Source organism: Collinsella aerofaciens, from assembly GCF_039062365.1.
Classification (GTDB): domain Bacteria; phylum Actinomycetota; class Coriobacteriia; order Coriobacteriales; family Coriobacteriaceae; genus Collinsella.
Genome location: NZ_JBCJBI010000005.1, coordinates 125,600 through 145,888, shown reverse-complemented (window position 1 = coordinate 145,888; position 20,289 = coordinate 125,600). Strand labels below are relative to the sequence as shown.

General features: G+C 60.6%; 12 protein-coding genes. 10 read left to right on the top strand and 2 right to left on the bottom strand.

Going from position 1 to position 20,289, the window contains the following annotated elements; all coding sequences use genetic code 11:
* Positions 1 to 390: 390 nt before the first annotated feature.
* Entirely contained in the window at positions 391 to 1,485 is a 1,095-nt protein-coding gene (locus ABCN01_RS04345) for an IS110 family RNA-guided transposase (RefSeq protein WP_342996883.1), read from the bottom strand.
* 379 nt (positions 1,486 to 1,864) lie between these two features.
* On the opposite strand from ABCN01_RS04345, the gene ABCN01_RS04340 reads away from it, so the two are divergent.
* The 5 genes from ABCN01_RS04340 (at position 1,865) to ABCN01_RS04320 (ending at position 5,687) form a co-directional block, all read left to right on the top strand.
* Entirely contained in the window at positions 1,865 to 2,596 is a 732-nt protein-coding gene (locus ABCN01_RS04340) for an amino acid ABC transporter ATP-binding protein (protein ID WP_022094215.1), read from the top strand.
* Positions 2,597 to 2,604: 8 nt separating this feature from the next.
* On the top strand, positions 2,605 to 3,480 hold the full coding sequence (locus tag ABCN01_RS04335; protein WP_342996882.1) for a transporter substrate-binding domain-containing protein: 876 nt from the start codon (positions 2,605 to 2,607) through the stop codon (positions 3,478 to 3,480).
* 25 nt (positions 3,481 to 3,505) lie between these two features.
* Positions 3,506 to 4,252: an amino acid ABC transporter permease gene (locus tag ABCN01_RS04330; protein WP_342996881.1), complete on the top strand. Its 747-nt coding sequence runs from the start codon at positions 3,506 to 3,508 to the stop codon at positions 4,250 to 4,252.
* Positions 4,253 to 4,255: 3 nt separating this feature from the next.
* Complete coding sequence (locus tag ABCN01_RS04325; RefSeq protein WP_006235796.1) at positions 4,256 to 4,894, top strand: amino acid ABC transporter permease; 639 nt, start codon at positions 4,256 to 4,258, stop codon at positions 4,892 to 4,894.
* A 169-nt stretch (positions 4,895 to 5,063) separates the two neighbouring features.
* Positions 5,064 to 5,687, top strand: a complete 624-nt coding sequence (locus tag ABCN01_RS04320; RefSeq protein WP_148331746.1) for a cytidylate kinase-like family protein — start codon at positions 5,064 to 5,066, stop codon at positions 5,685 to 5,687.
* 51 nt (positions 5,688 to 5,738) lie between these two features.
* Here the strand turns inward: ABCN01_RS04320 and ABCN01_RS04315 are convergent, their stop codons facing one another.
* Entirely contained in the window at positions 5,739 to 7,142 is a 1,404-nt protein-coding gene (locus tag ABCN01_RS04315) for a helix-turn-helix transcriptional regulator (protein WP_342996880.1), read from the bottom strand.
* A gap of 215 nt (positions 7,143 to 7,357) precedes the next feature.
* Here ABCN01_RS04315 and ABCN01_RS04310 point away from each other — a divergent pair, with 215 nt between their 5' ends.
* The 5 genes from ABCN01_RS04310 (at position 7,358) to ABCN01_RS04290 (ending at position 20,028) form a co-directional block, all read left to right on the top strand.
* A complete protein-coding gene (locus tag ABCN01_RS04310) occupies positions 7,358 to 8,905 on the top strand; it encodes an LPXTG cell wall anchor domain-containing protein (RefSeq protein WP_342996879.1) in 1,548 nt (515 codons plus the stop codon).
* Between the two features lie 56 nt (positions 8,906 to 8,961).
* Complete coding sequence (locus ABCN01_RS04305) at positions 8,962 to 10,563, top strand: LPXTG cell wall anchor domain-containing protein (RefSeq protein WP_342996878.1); 1,602 nt, start codon at positions 8,962 to 8,964, stop codon at positions 10,561 to 10,563.
* 205 nt (positions 10,564 to 10,768) lie between these two features.
* Positions 10,769 to 13,153 (top strand): hypothetical protein, encoded by a 2,385-nt coding sequence (locus tag ABCN01_RS04300; protein WP_342996877.1) that lies wholly within the window; start codon positions 10,769 to 10,771, stop codon positions 13,151 to 13,153.
* Positions 13,154 to 13,408: 255 nt separating this feature from the next.
* Positions 13,409 to 16,972 carry a leucine-rich repeat domain-containing protein gene (locus tag ABCN01_RS04295; protein WP_342996876.1) on the top strand — a complete coding sequence of 1,188 codons (3,564 nt, stop codon included), beginning with the start codon at positions 13,409 to 13,411 and terminating at the stop codon, positions 16,970 to 16,972.
* Complete coding sequence (locus tag ABCN01_RS04290; protein ID WP_343014208.1) at positions 16,948 to 20,028, top strand: Ig-like domain-containing protein; 3,081 nt, start codon at positions 16,948 to 16,950, stop codon at positions 20,026 to 20,028. The genes ABCN01_RS04295 and ABCN01_RS04290 overlap by 25 nt, the downstream gene beginning before the upstream one ends.
* Positions 20,029 to 20,289 lie beyond the last annotated feature (261 nt).

Sequence of the window (20,289 nt, the reverse complement as noted above, 5' to 3'; positions counted from 1 at the left end):
CGCCTTTAGACGCGAGCCCGGGGCCCGTGGGTTATACCCTAAGAGCAAACCACCCTTTTTAAGGGTGGTTCTGATTTCACGTCACCTTGCTCGCGTGTACGGGTTTTCGCTCATATGACCCAATCCGCTGTCAAGAGCCACAATGGCCCCGCCGACCGCTTGCAATCGGTCGGCGGGGCCTGCCGTTGAACCCGTCCCGGTCCGCCCCCGGCATGTCGTCGACGCCTTCGGCTCAGTCTCATATCCGCGGATACCGCTCCGGCGGCCCGCAATCCTCTCCTTCGGTGGGGCTCCCCAAGTCTGACTACGCGCATGCGGCCGCTGCCGCGCGCCCAGCGAAAGCGGGGGTATCCCCGAAGGCTGCCCGGCTCGCCGGGACGGGGGCTATGTCTATTCGGTTGCCTCCCGGCACATCGCGCCGAGGGCCCACAGCCACCTCACGAGCTCGGCGGCGGTGGCGGCGTTCGCCTTCGCCTGGGGCATGCCCCTGGCGAGCATCTCCTCGCGGCGCCGGAGCAGGCGCTCGGACCCCTTCCTCCCGTGCATCCTCACCTCGAGCGGGACGCCGCTGCCCTTGGGCATCAGCTTCGGTTGGTGGCTCGCTTGGACGTAGCTCCAGGACCCCTCGACAGCCAATCTCCTGACGAGGGCGTTGCCGGCCCCGCTGATCCCGCCGAGGCGCACGGAGTCCGCGCTCGACCTCTGCTTCGGGGCGAGGCCGAAGTAGGACGTCACCTGCCTGCCGGAGCGGAACCTCGAGAAGTCGCCGACCTCGGACGCGAAGGCGGCGGCGAGCGCGAACCCGCACCCCTTGATCGACTGGAGCGCCTCGACCTCCGCCGAGAGGGGGCCCGCCGCGACGGCGGCCCTGTACTCGGCGAGGAGGTCGTCGCGCGTCTCGGCGGCCGCCTCGACCTCGTTCCTCAGCGCCGCCAGCGCCCGGATGCCGCCGTCGTCGGCGGGCCGAACCTTGTCGAGCCACCTGAGGAAGTCGTACGTCCAGTACTTCCGGGGGTTTCCGGCCGGCGTCGTGCCGCCGTAGGCGTAACCCCGGCGGGCGAGGAACGCCAGGAGCCGCTGCTTCGCCGCCGCGAGCCTCGCGGTCGCCGCGTCGTGGGCCCCGGCGAGGTCCCTGAGCCCCTCGATCTCGGGGGACGGCACCCATACCGGGGAGATATCGTGCGACAGTATCGCCTTGGCCATCCTGGCCGCGTCGTTGCGGTCGTTCTTGGACGAGAGGTCTGCCGCCGACCTCGGGACCTTGGAGACGGCCGCGACGACGCAGTCGACGCCGAGCCCGGAGAGCTCCCTCTGCGGGGCGAAGCCGAGGTAGCCGCTCTCGTAGGCGGCGAGCGACGGGCCCGGGAAGCCCGACATCCACTCCGCGACCTCGCCCCACGGGTTGCCGCGGAACCTCCTCGTCACTGTCTCGCCCGTCTCCGCGTCGAGCGCGCAGACGGTGGTGGACCTGAGGTGTACGTCCATTCCGAAGGCGGTAGAATATCTAGGCACGGGAGCCTCCCAACCTCGTTGCGGCGCGGCTGCGCCTCTGGCACTTCAATAACATTGTCGCAGCCCCGACCCGCGGTCACGAGCGGGGGCTCCTGTCGTTTCCGTGCCCTCGGATTGGGTCATAGTGTCTGACTTATGCTCAACAAGGGCGGTTGGAGGAAGGGCGTCCCCCGCGGGCACTCATTGGGGACGGGCTTAAATGAGTACCCAATGAGCGGGCACTCATTTAAGCCTGTCCCCAATGAGTGGGTGGAAGGTTGCGGGTTCTTTACGGGAATGTAGTGTGGGCTGCGGAAACGCGGTTCTTTCCGTACAATAGTTCAACTCGTGTAAACGCAGGGAAGGGACATTCATGGCAGACATGATCGAGATCAAGCATCTCAACAAGTACTTTGGCGACCTGCATGTGCTCAAAGATATCAATCTCACCGTCAAGCGCGGCGAGAAGCTCGTAATGATCGGGCCTTCCGGTTCGGGTAAGTCGACGCTCATCCGTTGCGTCGATTATCTGGAGGAGCCCACGTCGGGCGAGGTCGTCATCGACGGTACGCCGCTCACCAAAAAGAACCACCTGGAGATGGCTCGCAAGTATAGCTCCATGGTGTTTCAGCAGTTCAACCTGTATCCCAACATGACGGTGCTCGGCAACCTGACGCTCGCGCCCATCAAGCTGCAAAAGAAGAGCAAAGAGGAGGCGACCGAGATCGCCATCGCCGCGCTCAAGCGCGTTGGCATGGCGCATAAGGCCGGCGAGTATCCGCAGAACCTCTCGGGCGGTCAGCAGCAGCGCATCGCCATCGCCCGTGCCCTGTGCACCAAGCAGCCCATCATCCTGTTTGACGAACCGACCTCGGCGCTCGACCCCGAGATGGTCCAGGAGGTTCTGGACGTTATGATTGAGCTCGCGCAGGAGGATATCACCATGATCTGCGTGACGCATGAGATGGGCTTTGCGCGCCAGGTGGCCGACCGCGTCATCTTTATGGAGGACGGCCGCATCCTGGAGGAGGGCACGCCTGAGCACTTCTTCGATAACCCCGAGAACCCGCGCTGCCGCGAGTTCCTGTCCAAGATTCTGCACTAGGCGCGGTGATGGACATGACGGATATGACGAGGGCGGCCGTGTCGCGCCGTCACTTTTTGCAGCTGGCGGGCGCCGGCATGCTCGCGCTGACGGGGACCGCGCTTACCGGTTGCGGCAACTCCACCAGCGGCGAGGGCTCTGACAAGGGGTCCAAGCTTGCGGCCATCAAGTCGCGTGGCCATCTGAATGCCGGCGTTAAGAAGGACGTTCCCGGCTATGGCTATTACGACACCGCCAAGGGCCGCTTTGAGGGCATGGAAGTCGATTTGTGCTACCAGATCGCCGCTGCCGTCTTTGGCGTGAGCTACAAGGATGCCCGCGCCCAGGAGCTTGTCGAGTTTACCGACGTGACGCCCAAGACGCGCGGCCCGCTGATCGATAACGGCCAACTCGACGTGGTCGCGGCGACCTACACCATCACCGACGAGCGCAAGAAGAGCTGGGATTTCTCGACGCCGTACCGCACCGACTATGTGGGACTCATGGTCAAGAAGCGTTCGGGCTTTACCTCGATTGAGGACCTGGACGGCAAGGTCATCGGCGTGAGCCAGGGTGCTACCACGCAGGGCCTGATCGAGCAGATGATCAAGGACAACGGCTTTAGCTGCGAGCCCGAGTTTAGGGCCTTTAGCGGCTACCCCATCATCAAGAGTTCCCTCGACGCCGGCAATATCGACGTCTTTGCCATGGACCGCTCCACGCTGGCCGGCTACATGAACGAGACCGTTGAGCTGCTGCAGCCCGAGGTCAAGTTTGGCGAGCAGGGCTACGGCGTGGCGACCAAGAAGGGCTGCGACCTTTCGGCCGTGGTCGATCAGGTGATTTGCGATCGCCTGGCCGACGGCTGGCTCGACCAAGAGGTCAAGACCTGGGGTCTTGTATAGGCACATCGTCCAAGGAAGGAATCAAATGCTCGAAGGATTATTTGACGCCGACCGTTGGTCGACGACATTGCAAAACATGGGGCCCTTCTGGGAGGGCTTTGGCGTGACGCTGCAGGTGGTCGTTGCCGGTCTGCTGCTGTCGCTGGTGCTGGGCACGCTGCTGGGCGTGTTCTCTACCACTCGCTCGCGCGTACTGCGCGCCATAAGCCGCGTGTACGTGGAGTTTTACCAGAACACCCCGTTGCCCGTGCAGGTGCTCTTTATGTACATGGCCGGTCCGCAGTTTTTGCAGGCCATAACCGGTGCCGACCAGCCGGTGCGCATCGCGCCGTTTGTGCTGGGCTTCTTGGGCGTGGGCCTGTATCACGCGGCCTACATTTCGGAGGTCATCCGCACCGGTATCGAGGCGGTTCCGCGCGGTCAGATGGAGGCGGCCCAGAGCCAGGGCTTCACCCGTGCGCAGGCATACTGGTACATCGTGCTGCCCCAGACATTCAAGATCATTCTGCCGCCGCTGTGTAACCAGGCGCTCAACCTGGTCAAGAACACGTCGGTGCTGGCGCTTGTGGCCGGCGGCGACCTTATGTACCGTTCCGACAACTTTGTGAGTCTGTACGGTTACCTGCAGGGATACATCGTCTGCTGCCTTATGTACTTCATCATCTGCTTTCCGCTCGCCATGCTGGTGCAGTGGCTCGAGCGCCGCTCCAAGGAGCGTCCGCGCGGCGTGAGCCTGGCCGAGCTGGGGCTCGACAACGTAGAGGAGGCCTAGCGCATGGAAATCTTCAACGCGACCAACCTGCTCTACATTTGGGGCGGCTTTGTTAAGACGATCGAGATCTCGGCGCTGTCGATCTTTTTCTCGCTCATCTTTGGCACAGTGCTGGCGCTCGTTAAGAGCTATGCGCCCCGCCCGTTCCGTATTTTGGTGAGCGCCTATATCGAGCTGTTCCGTTGCACGCCGAACCTGCTGTGGATCCTGTTTATCTACTTTACGGTGCAGGGTTTGGACATTGTGATTTCGACCATCGCCTTTACGCTGTTTACCAGCGCTGTTATGGCCGAGATTGTGCGCGGCGGCCTCAACTCGATTCCGCGCGGCCAGTTTGAGGCGGCGCAGAGCCAGGGCTTTGGCTTCTTTGCCACCATGCGCTACATCATTCTGCCGCAGACGTTTAAGACGATCATTCCGGCGCTGTTTAGCCAGTGCACGACTGTCATCAAGGACAGCTCGTATCTTTCGGGCATTAACGTGGCCGAGCTCATGTACACGGCCAACGTCGTGATGGCCCACGCGATCGATCTGTCGCAGGTTCTTATGCTCTACGGCCTGGTGTTTGCGATGTACTTTGTGCTCAACTTTGGTATCTCGTTGCTGGTGAGAGCGTATCAGAGGCGAATGGTGGCAGCGTAGTCCTGTTTCCCCAAGCACGGCACCTTGCCCCTCAATCGTCGCTTGCGTACATTTAGTACGCGGCGCTCCTCTTTCGGGCAATCTGCCGCACTTGGGAAACCAGGACGGCGTAAGTGACAAAATGGGAATCAGGAATCGCCTATTTCTCATTTGTTAGAAAGGAATCGCGATGAGCGATCTGGAGAATAAGAAGAGTCCTGTGGTCATTACCATCGCGCGCGACTTTGGCGCCGAGGGCCACGAGATTGGTCGTATCCTCGCCGATGAGCTGGGGATTCCGCTGTACGATAACGAGCTGCTGGTGCGTGCGTCGCTGCGCGCGGGCGAGTCGCTCGACAAGATGGCCGCCTACGACGAGCGCCTGGCCGTGGAGAACATGGCGTTTTTGCCCGACCGCTACGATGCGCGTTCGTACTCGGACAAGTTATTCCAAAAGATGAGCCAGGTGATTTTGGATCTGGGCGAGACCGAGAGTTGCATTATCGAAGGCCGCCTGTCCGATTACCTGCTGCGCAACAACCCCAATCACATCGCCGTGCTGGTGACTGCGCCCTTTGAGGACCGCGTCGAGATCGTGCGCAAGAAGCGCGGCCTCAACAAAAAGAAGGGCGCCAAGCTGGTCAAGCAGCAGCAGAAGGCGCGCGAGGCGTTCTATAAGCGCTACAGCGCCGGAAAGTGGAAGATGACGAGCGGCAAGGACATCGTCGTCAACCGCGCCAAGCTGGGCCGCGAAGGCTGCAAGGATGTCATCGCCGCGGCCTACCGCTACAAAGTGGCGCAGCTCGAAGGCTAGCCGACCAAAACCACCACAAAGGGGACAGACACCTTTGTGGTGGTTTTTGTTTTAGGCGGAGGGGAAGGCCTTGGTGAGACCGGCGCGCGTTTGCGTGTCGGTCTTTTGGTAGATGGAGCTCAGGTGACGCTGGACCATGCGCATCGAGATGCCGAGTTCCTCGGCGATTTGCTTGAGCGGGCGTTCGTCCTGTGTCACGGCTATGAGCACGTCAACTTCGCGTGGGGTGAGAGCGTGGTTGGCGATGAAGGCCTGGCGTTGCTCTTCGATGCTCGGCGCAGCGAGCGCTTTCTCGGCTCGTTGCTGGTGTTCGCGCTCCTGCTCGGTTTGGGGCAGGCGGAACAGGCCCGCAGCTACAAACGCCACACTTGCCGCCACAAGCAGCATGAGCGCGCCGATCATGATGATGGCGACATTGCCCGAGGTCACAAGTGCCAGCGAGATGCCCGACGTAGTGAACGCGCACACGTTGTTGGCTGCGCGGCCCATGCCAGCCCACAGTGCGGGCGTGTGCATGCGCGGCGCCAGCTGCGTAAACGTGGCGGTAAAGAACGTGACAAAAAAGCCCGAACTCAGATAAAAGACGATGAGGCCCAAGTTGGGGTCGGCGCCGGCCTCCACGGCCAAGATCGAGATGGTGGAAAGTACCGTGACGCCGAGCATGATGAGACCCATGTAGCGACGCTCGGCAAGATCAAAGACGATACCGGCGACGAGACCGCTCGCCGCCAAAAAGAGGCGCGGCCAGGTCTGTACGGCGATGGTGCCGTGGGCGTTGGAGAACGTGACGACGTTATCGAGCGTCGAGAACAGACAGGCGAGAATCATGACGAGTGCGATGCTCCAGCACGCCTGCTTGGCGAGGGCGTGCGAGGGCTCGGCAAAGGGATTGATGGTGGGGCTGGAGCTCTTGGCGGCCTTTTGGGGAACGACGCTGAGGACGGAGATGGCGATAGTCGCTGTGCCAAGGACGATGAGCTCTGCGATGCCGCCGCAATCGAGCAGGTTGATGGCGAACTGCATCAGGATGCCCGCGGCATAGGCTGCTCCCGCACCGGTGGCAAGCTTGGGGTCATCCTGGAATGCCAACGAAAAGGCGTGGTGAGTGGCGGCGCCCAGCAGGCCGAGCCCGAGGAATGCGAGGCACCCCAGAATCTCGAGCGCAAGCGGGCTCGTGGGGGACTGGATCTGGGTCAACCCCAAGATGGCGATGGGGACGGCGGCGCCGACAACTGTCTGAGACTGGCCTTTGTGCTGCGCGTGCTCAAGCAACGGAGCGTATCCGATAAAGCCGATCACGCTGGCGCCAAGGATAAAGCCCTGTGCGAGCACAACGCGCTCGGCACCGGCGAGCAGTCCGACGTTGACGTCGAAGCGAAACTCGGCGGCAAGGAAGGCGAAGGTGAAGAGCGCGAGTGCCAGAAGCGCGTTGATTTTAGGCTTGCTCAGGTTCAAGGACGGTCCTTTGGGCGGACGGAACGATCGTGCCCTCGATTGTAGACCATGACGGTAGGGGGTGGGCCTTTCGGGGGGCGGGGCGCGCTTGGCAATAGCGTGCTCGTTGCCTTTTGCGCTGGCAGGTGCGCCACATGAGAATTTGTGCCCCGGGATCCGGATATCTTCCCGTAACATGGTGTTATAGAAGCACCCCTTACGACAAGGAGGCTCACATGCGAACGCAAATCCATGACAACCCAATCGACCACGGCCACTCGTGCACGCTCTCCCACGGAACATGGCGCCGCGTGGGTGCAAAACTCGCCTGCGCGGGGGCCTGCGCGCTCATGGCCGGCCAGCTGCTGCTGCCGAGCGTGGCGCTCGCCGCCGACTGGGTCAACGTGGGCGGCACGCAGTACGACGCGGGCGCTGCCGCCGGCGACGAGGCGGGAACCTGGTCCTGGGATGGCGCTAACGACATGAAGCTCAACGGCTACGACGGCGGCTCCATCGGCGCCAAGGGCAACCTCGCCATCGGTGTGACGGGCACCAACACCGTCACGGCCGACGCCGGGCAGAGCGCCATTGCTGTTAAGAACGGTAACCTTGCCATTACCGGCGACGGCACCCTGAATGCGACGGCCCAGAACGATGTGATTGCAGCGTCGGGAGACGGCAGGACCGGCGGCGATGTGACCATTGATGGCGCTGACGTTAACGCGACAGCCACGGGCGGAGCATATGAATCCATTGGTATCCATGCGGCAGCGGGCGACATAGCCATAAAGAATGGTGCTGACGTCCATGTCGAGGCAAAGTCGAACGCCGATGTCTTTGCAGTCCTTGCCGAAAATGTTCCTCCCAGGCATTCTGCCATCGAGGGTGCACAGGCCGAAGAGGCAGACTACAGCGCCAAACATGGTGGCTGTATCATGGTGGACAACGCTAAATTAAATGCGACGGCGGGTAATGCAGGGGGCATGTCGGTCGCTCTGTATTCGTTTGGTATTAAGACGGAAACATATTTGAAGATTGCCAACGGGGCGGATGTTTCGCTCGCGACAGGGAGCGCGGGAAAAATCTCGGCTGGTGTTTGGATACGCGTGCAAGACGGGGCGTCATGGATACACGTCAATCGCTCGAACCTCACGGCTCAAGGTGATGCCGGGGCTGATGAGCTTGTAGGGGCAAATCGCAAAGATGTCTATGGAATTTTTTCACAGTCTGGCTCCCCGTCGGCTACCCCTCGAATTAGCTTCTTTCAATCAAATGTTGTGGCGTCGGGCTCGACGGCGGCAGTCTATGCCGTCAATATGGGGTCCTTCAGGGCCCCCTATATCAAACTTGAGGGAGGGTTAAAGATTGCGATTCCCGACGGAGGTACCGTGCGCGACACCGTTGGAAGTGGGCGTGTCATCGGCGTTCCCGGGTCGTCTGTCATCCAGGACATTAGAACTTCCGACGAGGTCGCCCGTAACGTGGTAATCAGCTCTGGAGATGCGGCCGAACCCGAGCCCACCCCGCAGCCTGAACCCACCCCGGCCCCCACGCCACAGCCGGGCGGCGGCAGCGGGACCGACGTGCCGTCCGTGACGTCGACCCAGGCGAGCTCCACGGCCGCTGCCCCCAAGCCGGCCGCGCAGGTCGCCGCGGTCCAGAAGTCCGCGGGCGCTCTTGCCGCCACGGGCGATAGCGCCGCGACGACGGCAGCAGCCCTCGGCATTGTCGGTGCGTCCGTCGTCGGTGCCGGCTTCGTCGCGTCCAAGCGCCGCGACCGCTAGCGCAAGCTTCCGCAACATAAAACAGCGGAGGCACCCCTTACGACAAGGAGGCTCATATGCGAAAGCAAATCCATGACAACCCAATCGACCACGGCTGCTCGTGCGCGCTCTCCCGCGGAACGTGGCGTCGCGTGGGCGCCAAGCTTGCCTGCGCGGGGGCTTGCGCGCTCATGGCCGGCCAGCTGCTGCTGCCGAGCGTGGCACTCGCCGCCGACTGGGTCAACGTGGGCGGCACGCAGTACGACGCGGGCGCTGCCGCCGGCGACGAGGCGGGAACCTGGTCCTGGGATGGCGCTAACGACATGAAGCTCAACGGCTACGACGGCGGCTCCATCGGCGCCAAGGGCAACCTCGCCATCGGTGTGACGGGCACCAACACCGTCACGGCCGACGCCGGGCAGAGCGCCATTGCTGTTAAGAACGGTAACCTTGCCATTACCGGCGACGGCACCCTGAATGCGACGGCCCAGAACGATGTAATTACAGCGTCGGGAGACGGCAGGACCGGCGGCGATGTGACCATCAGCGGCGTCAGCGTCAACGCGACGGCTTCGGGTGCAGCGGAAAACGTGGCGGGCATTCGCGCGACGGCCGGCAGCGTGACAATCGATAAGGGCGCTGATGTCAAAATCGAGGCGAAATCGGCTGAAGGATCTTGGCGTCCAATGGAGATCATCTGCGGTATCCATGCTGATAACATTCCAAACAGACACGCTGCCCAGGAAGGCGAGCAGGAAGAGCCGGATTCCGCTTATGAGCACGGCGGCGATGTCACCGTCGATGGCGCCAGTCTGTCGATTAAGACTGGCGATGCCTCGTGGGCTTCCATGTGCATCAATACGTTTGGTATCAAGAAGAATACCCTCATGAAAATCGTCAACGGAGCCGATGTCACGCTTTCGGCTGGTAGTGCGGCTTCGCTCTCGGCGGGTATCAGCTCACGCTCGCAAGCCGGTGCGGTGTGGATGCTTGTCGAGAAGTCGAACCTCACGTCTCGAAGCCTGTCTGCCGCAAGCGGCATCGACGCCGATCGCAATCAAAGTTTTGGAATCATGGCAGAGGCAAATACCAGGTTTGAAACGCCTCGTATCCAGATTTTCAAATCGAAGATTGAGGCTTCGGGCGCGACTGCGGGAATCTATGCGATCAACCGCAACGGCGCGAATGCGACCCTGTACCATGCCGCGATGATCGATTTACGAGGGAACGCGATGATTACGACTCCGACGGACGGTGCCGTGCGCGATGTGAAGAAGGTTGTCGATACGGGGCAATGGCCTAGTTCCCAGAGCGGGCAGGTCATCGGTGTTGCCGGTTCGTCTTCGATTTCGGATATCGTCGGTTCTGCCGAGGTCGCCCATGATGTGGCGATTGATTTTGGAGACGGGCAGGAGCCGGACCCAACGCCGGACCCCGAGCCGGCTCCGGAGCCCGATCCCATGCCCAATCCCGAGCAGAAGCCTGACCTCAAGCCCGTAGACAAGGACGCAAAGACCACCAAGACCGTTACGACCAAGACTGCAGCTGGGGCCAAAAACGCTTCCGGCGCCCTGGCCGCCACGGGCGATAGCGCCGCGACGACGGCGGCAGCCCTCGGCATTGCCGGTGCGTCCGTCATCGGCGCCGGCTTCGTCGCATCCAAGCGCCACAACCGCTAGTACAAGCTTTCATAGCCATTTTCAGCCGCCGCGCGAGCACAAATGCCCTCGCGGCGGCTCTTTGTATTTCCGCAGGTAGAGGCCTAGGTTCGCATCTACGAACCTAGGCATACGGAGTCTTTTGGCACATCTTGGTTGTACAGGACCACCACAAAGGGGACAGGCACCATTGTGGTGGTATGTCCCTACGACCAAGGAGGCCGTTATGAACGGAAGCCACTTTGACAAGCAAGCTCAACGTGAGTCCACCTGCTCGCTGGTTCACGGTACCTGGCGTTGTGTGGGTGCCAAAATCGCTTGCGCCGGCGCGTGTGCGCTTATGGTCGGTCAGCTGCTGCTGCCGAGCGTAGCGCTGGCGACGGAATGTGCCGATCCCGTCGGTGCGATGGACGAGGTTGCCGCGGCTCCGGTGACGCCGACGGTTGCGGAGGATACGGCTGCAACGACCGCACCAGCTGCTTCGACCGCGCCTGCAACCGATGCTGCTCCGGCGGCGCAAGCCACCGTTGAGCCTCAGCAGACGGCCCCGACTGGCGCCACCGATGAATCCAACGATGCGGCACCCGCTGAACAAAATACTCCCAGCGACAACGCCGCCACGCCGGCGAATGACGCCATCATGCCCTGCGGTGTGACCGATGTTGTTGGCGGCAGCGGCGTTAGGGTCAATATTACGGTGCGGAACAATTACGCCGACATCAAGAAAGAAGAAACGATTGAGTATGTGGAGGGGATTGCCCTTGTAGATGGAGACCAGTCTGCTCTCGATGGTAGCGCTTTGACTTTTATCGGCCTGGGGGACTTGATCGTCCATGCGGCGTATGACAGTGCGAGCAATAAAACAACGCTTACCCTGGATATCAGCAAGATTCAGAGACAGAAGGAGGAGCAGAAGTACTTTACGGAGTACAAGGAGAATAAGTCCAAGATGACGACCACCTATGATGGATCCAAGCTTACGTATACGGGTACAGAGCCCGGGAATATCATCATCGGTGATCCGGACGACGCCTTTAAAGGAGACACCGAGGCGACCGGGAAACCCACTATTAACGAGATCCGGGATGACTACTACACCCGCACCCATGTCTACGAGAGGGCGTGCCTTGTTATCCCGGCAGCGGAATCAGAATCGGAATCCATCTCCTTTGCCAATGTTCAGAATACGAACTTCAATTGGCAGCTGGATACTGGTCCGCAGGCGACGGCAGGTGTCCCTAACTACGATGCAGATAAATACGAAATCGCTTATGAATGCTGGCAGGAATTTGAAAACAACGAACCTGTTGCTGCCTGGTATTCCGATAACGGCTCACATGGTTCCCTGCCGACTATTACAAAGTTTAAAAGCGGGAAAGAGTACGTGTATTCTCTTATGCTGAAGCCAAAAGACGGATATTCCTTCAGCGATGAAACCGTTGTTACCGTAAACGGGGAAACCGTAAAGTCGAGTCTAAGCGGAGAATTCCTGTATGTCCCTGCTATTAAAACAATTACGATGCCTGCTTCGTCGGAAAACGAAGCTCTTGAGAATCTAAACGTCAACGATGTGAAAACCGACTACGCGCCCGGCGAGGCGCCGCGTGCGACCGCGACGATTCCTGCCGCCGATGCCGATAAGTATGAGATCGCCTATGAGTGCTGGGAAGAGATGGATGGCAGCGACCCTGCGGAGCTCAAGCCCGTTGCCTTCTGGTATTCCGACCCCGCAAAGTACACGCCGGGCATGAAGAAGATTGACCACTTCGAGGAGGGCAAGTTCTACATGTACTCCGTTGAGCTGAGGCTCAAGGGCGACAATACCGTGGCTGATGACTGCGAAATGAACGTCAACGGTCATTGGGCGCACCACATCAAGACCGTCAACGGCGTCTTCGCGCCAAACGCTGACAATATGCTGTGCGAGCAGCCGATCGACGAATGGCGGGCCATTGACGTTATCGAGATCAACGGCGCCACGACCACCTTTAAGGCGGGCGATAAGCCGGTCTTTACGGCGAATGTTCCGACGGGCTCCAACTCCCTTCCTCAGTGTGAGTTCTGGACGGGTAGCGACGGCAGCGAAGTGAACTCTCAGAAGTTCTGGGATCAGAACATCACGAATCACATCGACGTCTTTAAGCCCGGCGTGACCTATCGCTACGGTATCTACCTCAAGTCCGCGCGCGGCTTCTACTTTACGCCCGACACCAAGCTGGTGATCAACGGCCAGGAGTGCGGCTACCAGATGGGCGAAGCGAGTGTAGTTGATCCCGAGAGCGGCTGTATCTTCACTCTGTGGCTCAACACCGATCTGACGTTTACGCCCGAGGCCACGCCGGCTCCGGTCGACCCCGAAAAGCCCGCGCCGCAGCCTGAGGTCAAGCCTGAGCCCAAGCCCGAGGTGAAGCCCGAGACCAAGCCCGCGGCTAAACCGGTCACGACAACCACCACGGCCAAGACGGTTGAGAAAACCACGCAGGCCAAGAAGGGCGATGCTGTCCTGGTTACCACGGGGGATACCACCGCGATGACGGTCGCCGCCCTAGGCATCGCCGGCGCAACCGTAGCCGCCGCCGGCCTCGCTGCGACCAAGCGCCGCAAGCGCTAGGTTTTGGCGACAGCGCCCATCCTCGGCTTTTGCAAGATCTCAATCTGTAACACCAAGTGGGGAATTTGACCTCTAACTGTTACAGATCGAGACAAACCGACCGGCCGAGTCCAGAACCACCGCAAAGGTGCCTGTCCCCTTTGTGGCGGTTTGCGCAGGTAGAACGGTAGGTTCGTATATATGAACCTACCGTTCGCTTTGTTTTTGGACGACGATTACGCTGGATGACTTTAGGTTTGCAAGAAAGGAACGACCATGAGGTGGACTACTGCTCGAGCGCTTTGCCGCCGCCTGACCATTGCCGCGGTGACCTTCACCATGGTGACGGGTTCGTTGCCTGTGGGCGCGTTTGCTGAGGCCCTCAACACCGACGGCACTTTTGTGCAGACAGATAACGGCCAAGCAGCCGACGCCGCTCCCGCCGATTCGGCTGACGCCCAAACGTCAGACTCTGCTTCCGCCGACCCCGCGCCCGATGCCGGCGCTGCCGACCCCACAGTGCTCGATACCGGTGACACCCCTACGCCCCCGGACTCCGAGATTGCATCGGCGGCAGGCCTGACGGGCGCTGGGCAGACCGAGAGCACGCCCGTGGCCACGCTCGCCATCGATCTTGTCGAGGGCAAGGAGCTCGCCGAACAGCAGAAGCAGGAGGAGACCGCCGAAGCCGAAGCAACCTGGAATGAGGATCTTGGGCTCTGGATGACCTCGAAGGGCGCCACGGGCGTAAAGGACGAATACGACGATGGCTACGTGGCCGGCGAGCAGACCTCCGCGCAGTACTACTTCTCGATTGATAGCCTCACCAACGAAATTTCTATCGAGTATGGCGACGCGGGCATTACCACGTTGGAGGTGCCCTCGACCATCGACGACAAAAATGTCGTAAGCCTTACGGGTATGGGAAGCGCTGCGCTCACATCGATCACCTTCGCCCCTAATTCGCATGTCCGCTCGGTTGGAGGCTTGGGCGGCAGCAGCATCAAAGAGATCGCACTGCCCGATTCGGTCGAGGAGCTCAAGAGCTATGCATTCTACAAAAGCAAGACGCTCCAAACGGTAACCTGGCCCAACAACGCGGCCTTTACCACGATTCCCGAGCAGGCCTTTAAGGAATGTGAGCAACTTGACGACAAGGTGGTGGCAACGCTGCCGCCTTCGGTCAAAACTATCGACTATCTTGCATTCGCCTATTGCGGCGTGCCACAGTTCTATGTCTCGGACACAACAGTGCTTACCTTTACGCAGATCAATGTGCCGGGCACGGTGGAGCGGATTGAGCGCAATGCCTTTGACGGGTGCTCGCATGTGTCGTCGGTGACGATCGGCGACGGCGTTAAATATATCGGAGCGCACGCGTTCGCCTCTCTTGATCCTGCGATTGCCGGCAAAGAGATTGTGCTACCCAAAAGCGTGGAAATGATAGAGTGGGGAGCTTTTGAGAACACGAGATACGGAAACGAGACGAACCATAATGCCGTTGCCCTGCGCGTGATGAACCCCGATCTTCAGTTTGGTGAGGCGGGCTATCCGGGCGACTATAATGAGCGCGTGACAATCGATGGCGTAACGTATGCGATTCCCTTTAGTGAAGGCCAGACCATCTATGCCTATGCGACCGATTCGGCTGGCAACCCCTCGATGGTCAAAAAGCTTGCCGATGCCGTGGCCGATCGCAAGGACTCCGTCGATTCCTCGAAGCCTGCCTACACGTTTGAGTGGATGGGCGAGGCGGCCCAGGTGACGGGCAAACTTCCCCAGAGCGCGACGGCTACACTCGTGCAGGCGGGACAGTCCACGCCGCTGACGGTTGGCGATGACGGCAGCTTTACAGCGGACGCTCTCTCCAAGACAGCAGCCACCCTGCGCATTTCGCTCAGCGGTTACTATGACATGGTGCTGGCGCGCCCGGGCGACCAGATGACGGGCACATGGAATATCGGAGAGATTAAGGCGGAGGACTTTACCAAGATTCCGACTTCGCGCGCGATTGAACTCAATGTGGCCTATCTCGAACCGGTCGCAGGCCAGGATAAGACCGAACGCATTGAGCTCGATAGTCTCGATAACATCGATCTGACGGTGAAGAGCGGCGGCAAGACGCTCAAACCTGCCAAGGGCGACAAGGAAAACGACTACCGTATCCAGGGTACAGCGCTTGTGGTGTCGCAGGCCATTGCCGACGCGGACCAGGATCTGGAGATAACGCTCGTGCCCAAAGACAGCCTCAAGCTGGGTGGGGCGACGGCGACGGTGAAGCCTTCGGCCGGCAAGGTCGATATCGACTTGAAGCCTTGGGGCACGGCGACGGTCACGACCAAGGGCGACTACCAGGGAGCCAACCGCGTGCTGGTGTTCCGTACGTCCGACGGCAAGCTAGTCGCCGACGGCGTCACCTATTTGATGGGTTACGAAGACGATGGCACCACGCCTATCATGAAGGCCGAGACGCCGCGCCTTAAGGCCGGTTCGTACACCATCGTCGCCTTTAACAAGACGAGCTACGACATCCAAGCGACGAGCTATTCCACGTTTAGCCGCCTAGGGCTGACCGTGGGTAAGCATATCGCGCAAAAGCAGGTGAAGATTGAGGACGGCAAACAACTCGACGTGACGCTCGACGTGCCGACGTTTGACGTGGAGACCTATCGTGCCGAGCGCGGGCTGACGGCGGGCTCGGTTATTGCCGATTCGTCCGCGGTCGTTGGCGTGGAGACCGAGCTGCGCATTCATTACGAGCTCAAGGACAGCCAGGCTGCCAAGATTGAGATTCCGCTGGCCAAGGATGCCGTCGAGGATGTGTCCGCAGGCTCTCGCGAAGCCGGCGCCAGCTCCGAGGCCATGTGGGCTGGCACAACTTGGGAGGGCGACAACCTCGTTCTCGATATGAAGAAGAGCGCGGGCGCCGATGTGTTTGTGCGCTTTAAGCCTAAGGCCGCAGGCACCTATGCCATCTCGCCGCTCATTACGCTTGGCGAGGTGACATTGCCGCTGGGGAGCACGACGCTCGAGGTTAGCGGATCGCGCATCGAGGTCGACAGCACCGACGTTCACAGTCTGCTGGGCAATGTGGCCTACGTTTATGCAGCGCCGGGCAAGAGCGTGCAGCTCACCGTGGGGACGGGCTCGTCGGCTGCAAAGTACACCGGCAAGACCAATAAACTCGGCCGTGCCAAGATTGAATACGACCTGCCGCAGGATACGCTTGCCGCCGAGCGTGTGACGCTCGAAGCGCGCGTGGGCTCGACCGATGTTGCCGCCGTTGCTGCCGAGGTAACGGCTCGCAATTATGTGCGCTATGTTCCGGGTGCTTCGGTCTGGAACTTTGATGTGACGTATCGTGGCGGTACGCAAAACTTGGTCAAGGACGGCAAGGACACCGGCAAGAGCCTGTGGACCTTCCATCATCTGCCACAAAAGAAGAATGCCTACTGGACCTTTGACATCACGCTCGAGGTGGGAAACGAAGAGGCCGCCGACACGCTCGACCTGTACGTGGACTGCGTGGATGGCAAGACGGTGACGATTCCTCTGACTCAAAAGTCGCGCGAGGGCACCCATGTGCGCTATGTGGCGGAGTATGTGGACGAGGGTTACCTTAAGCTGCTCGACGAGTTTAACAAGGCGAATGACTCGACCTATGTGAACTGCGGCAACTTTGAGCAGATCTTTATGCCGCAGACCTACCGCATCTCCAATGCTCAGCTTATGACCATGCTGAGTTTTGACGCCAACGCTTCGGCCAAAAGCATTCCGCCGCGGCCGAGGAGCGCCAGCAGGAGTTCTCGAATGCCGTGCAGCAGTGGCACGAGTATATGATGGATAACTCGTTTAATGATGTCGACGAGGCCTTTAACGACGCGATTGACCAGATGGTCGCCGATGCGTTTGCCGAGGAGGACGAGGACGGTAAAGAGGACGAAACCCAAGGTGGAGCTGCCCGTAAGGCTCGTCGCGTCCCTGCCGCCAGCGACGGCGAGGGCGATGATGCTGGCAACGACGAGGCCGCGCAGTTTGCGGCTGAGCTCAAGGCTGCGGTCGGCGGGTCATCGGCGCTGCTGACCCAGCAGGGCGACAGCTATGGCGTCAATGTGGACAAGATGATCTTTGAGGATGCTTACGGCACCAGCGAGGATTGGTATCAGGAACTCGCGGCGGCCCAGGGCGCGAACGCTGCGGATGCGGCCGCCATCAAGGAGCTCGTCGACCATGCATCGCGAGCGGAGTTTATTGCCCAGCAGGCCGAGGATCTGGTGGGCCAGTCGATGGGTATCGGCCAGCTCAACCAATACGGAAGCTGGAATGACGCAACCGCTGCGGCGCTCAACAAGTGTGCGGGCATTAAGGCCAGCGAGTACAACGGCCAGTCGACGAGCGGGTTTAACGATTTGGGCCAGGCGCTCGGCAGCTCGCTGAGCTACAAGGCGGCTGACGACGATACCGTCAAGGGCTTTAAGGTCGCCGCGCCCGATGGCGAGCAGACGGCCTATATCGAGTCGGAGTTTATCGAGAACTCCAATAACAACAAGAACCAGGCACTTCTGTTTAACTCGATCGCCATGCAGTGCGACATTCTGGACAACCTGTACGACAACTGGAATGTGGTCCATAGCCTCAACAACTCCAAGGTGCGCGGATGGCTCATGGCCTGGAAGCGCAATGGCGACGTGAGCGCCCATATGAAGCTCATCCGCACGATTCGCTCACTCAAGAGCTATAAGATCGAGTGCGAGATGTTCGGACAGGTCTTTAAGACCGATGCGTGGAAGGCGGCCGGCCAGGCGTTTCCCGCGGCGACCCAGGGTATCGGCATCTTTACCGGCATTTACGGCGTGAACGATGCCAGCAAGAACTGGGAGAACGTGAACGTCCGTATGCAGAAGGTGAAGGGCGAGCGCGAGGGCTATGAGCTTCAGCATACGCGCTTGCTTGCCAAGCCCGAGAAGACCGAGGACGACTGGAAGTGCATTTACGCGCTGCGTGACGCCATGGAGAAGGCGCGTGCGTTTGAGGATCTGCTGTATCGCCAGCTCTGCCACGACAGCACCGATGTGGCGGTGGGCTCCATTATGACAATCGCCGGCGTGCTGACGGCCGGTTCGGCGGGTACCGTGGTGGGCGCTGCCTATGACGCGGCTTCGACCAGCGTAGGTTCGGAGCGCGCGATTAAGCTGACCAATGCCGAATGCGCCTACGATGTTGCCTGCGAGCAGGTGGAGCGCGCATGCCAGAATCGTATTACGGTCAACTGGGGCGAGCTGACCGATGCCGAGGTCTACAAGGCCAACAAGGACGGCTTGATCTCGGACGAGAAGATGCAGTCGATCTTCGAGGCGCGTTATCGCAATGTGGCTGCCAAGGCTGCACCCGACCCTGCGGGCGTGGTGTACGAGGGCCTGCTGTCCAATACGGTTGAAGGCGCGACGGTTGAGCTGTGGAGCGCCGACGATGCGGCCGGTACCAATGCAGTGCGTTGGGATGCCGAGGAGTATGAGCAGGACAATCCGCTTGCAACGGGTGCGGACGGTGCGTACAACTGGAATACGCCGACCGGCTGGTATCAGGTGCGCGTGACCAAGGACGGGTATGAGGAGGCGCGTTCGGCCTGGCTTCGCGTGCCGCCGATTCAGACTGAGGTGAACATTGGCTTGGCGTCGACGGCGGCGCCCGAGGTGGCTTCGGCCCATGCCTATACCGATTGCATCGAGATTGAGTTTACGCAATATATGGATGCGAGCGACGATGCCGTGGCCGCGCTGGATGCGCAGGGGCTGGGCGACGTGACGTATAAGTGGCTCGACAAACAGGACGATCCCAATGGCAAGCCGCTGTCTCGCGTGCTGCGTATTCGCTATGCCGATGCGCGTGAGGCGGGCTCGGCGGTGGCGTTTGAGCTCAACGGTGCTCGCAACTACGCCGGCACGGCCATGGCACGCTGGGCGAGTGGCGAGCTTTCCGTGGGCGTGCGTGCCGACAAGCTCAAACTCAATGTGGAGCAGGCCGTGACCATGCTTGAGGGCAGTGACTTTGAGCTGGTGGCGCACGTGACCGATAAGGCGGGCAAGCCGTTTGCGGGCGCCAAGGTTAGTGTTGGGCTGGAGTCCTCGGCTATCTGCTCTGTCAATGCCACCCAGGCCGTGACGGGCGAGGACGGCGCGGCGACGTTTGTGCTGCATGGTGCTCTGCCCGGTTTGACGATGTTGACGGCGACGGTGGACGGCACGGCGCTGTCCAAGCAGGTCGATGTTCGCGTGTCTGCCGAGGCGGTGCGACCGGCGCGACCGGTGGCGGCGATTGGTGCGACGACGTTTGGTGCATGGTCGCCCAAGGAGAACTACATTACGGTGCCCAAGGGCACGAAGCTGGAGCTTTCTGCCGAGGATGGCACGACGATTTGGTACACCACCAACGACACCTGCCCCTGCCGTGACGAAGGCCGCGTAAAGTACACCGAGCCTATTGCGCTCGATAGCAACATGTATGTGCGCATTGCGGCACAGCGCCCTGGCATGTCGTACAGCGAGTATTCCGAGCGTCTGAACATTACGATTACGGTGACCGATGAGCCGGCGCCTGAGCCGACGCCCGATCCCGGTCTGAAGCCAGAGCCCGAGCCGACGCCTGGCGGCGGCGAGCAGGGTGGCGGTGCGGATGGCTCTGGCGGTACCGGGGTTCCTGCGGGTGGTTCGACTTCGACGACGACCACGGTGACGACGGGCAAGTCCAAGGGTAAGGGCGAGCACGGCAAGAAGTCCGGCGGCACGGAGCTCGCCAGCACGGGTGACTCCACCGCGATGACGGTCGCCGCCCTAGGCATCGCCGGCGCAACCGTAGCCGCCGCCGGTGTCGCCGCAACCAAGCGCCGCAAGCGCTAGGTTTTGGCGAGCGCCCATCCTCGGCTTTAGCAAAATCTCAATCTGTAACACCTGACCGTCCAAAACGGCCCTAGATGTTACAGATTGAGATGAACTGCTCGGCCGCCAACCTAACGTCTCGATCTGTAACACGTAGCGAGGAATTTGGCCTCTAACTGTTACAGATTGAGATAAAGCGGAGGCGGCTGGCGCAATATCTCGATCTGTAACAACTACGATGCTCAACAGGGCTTAACTGTTACAGATTGAGACAAAACGACC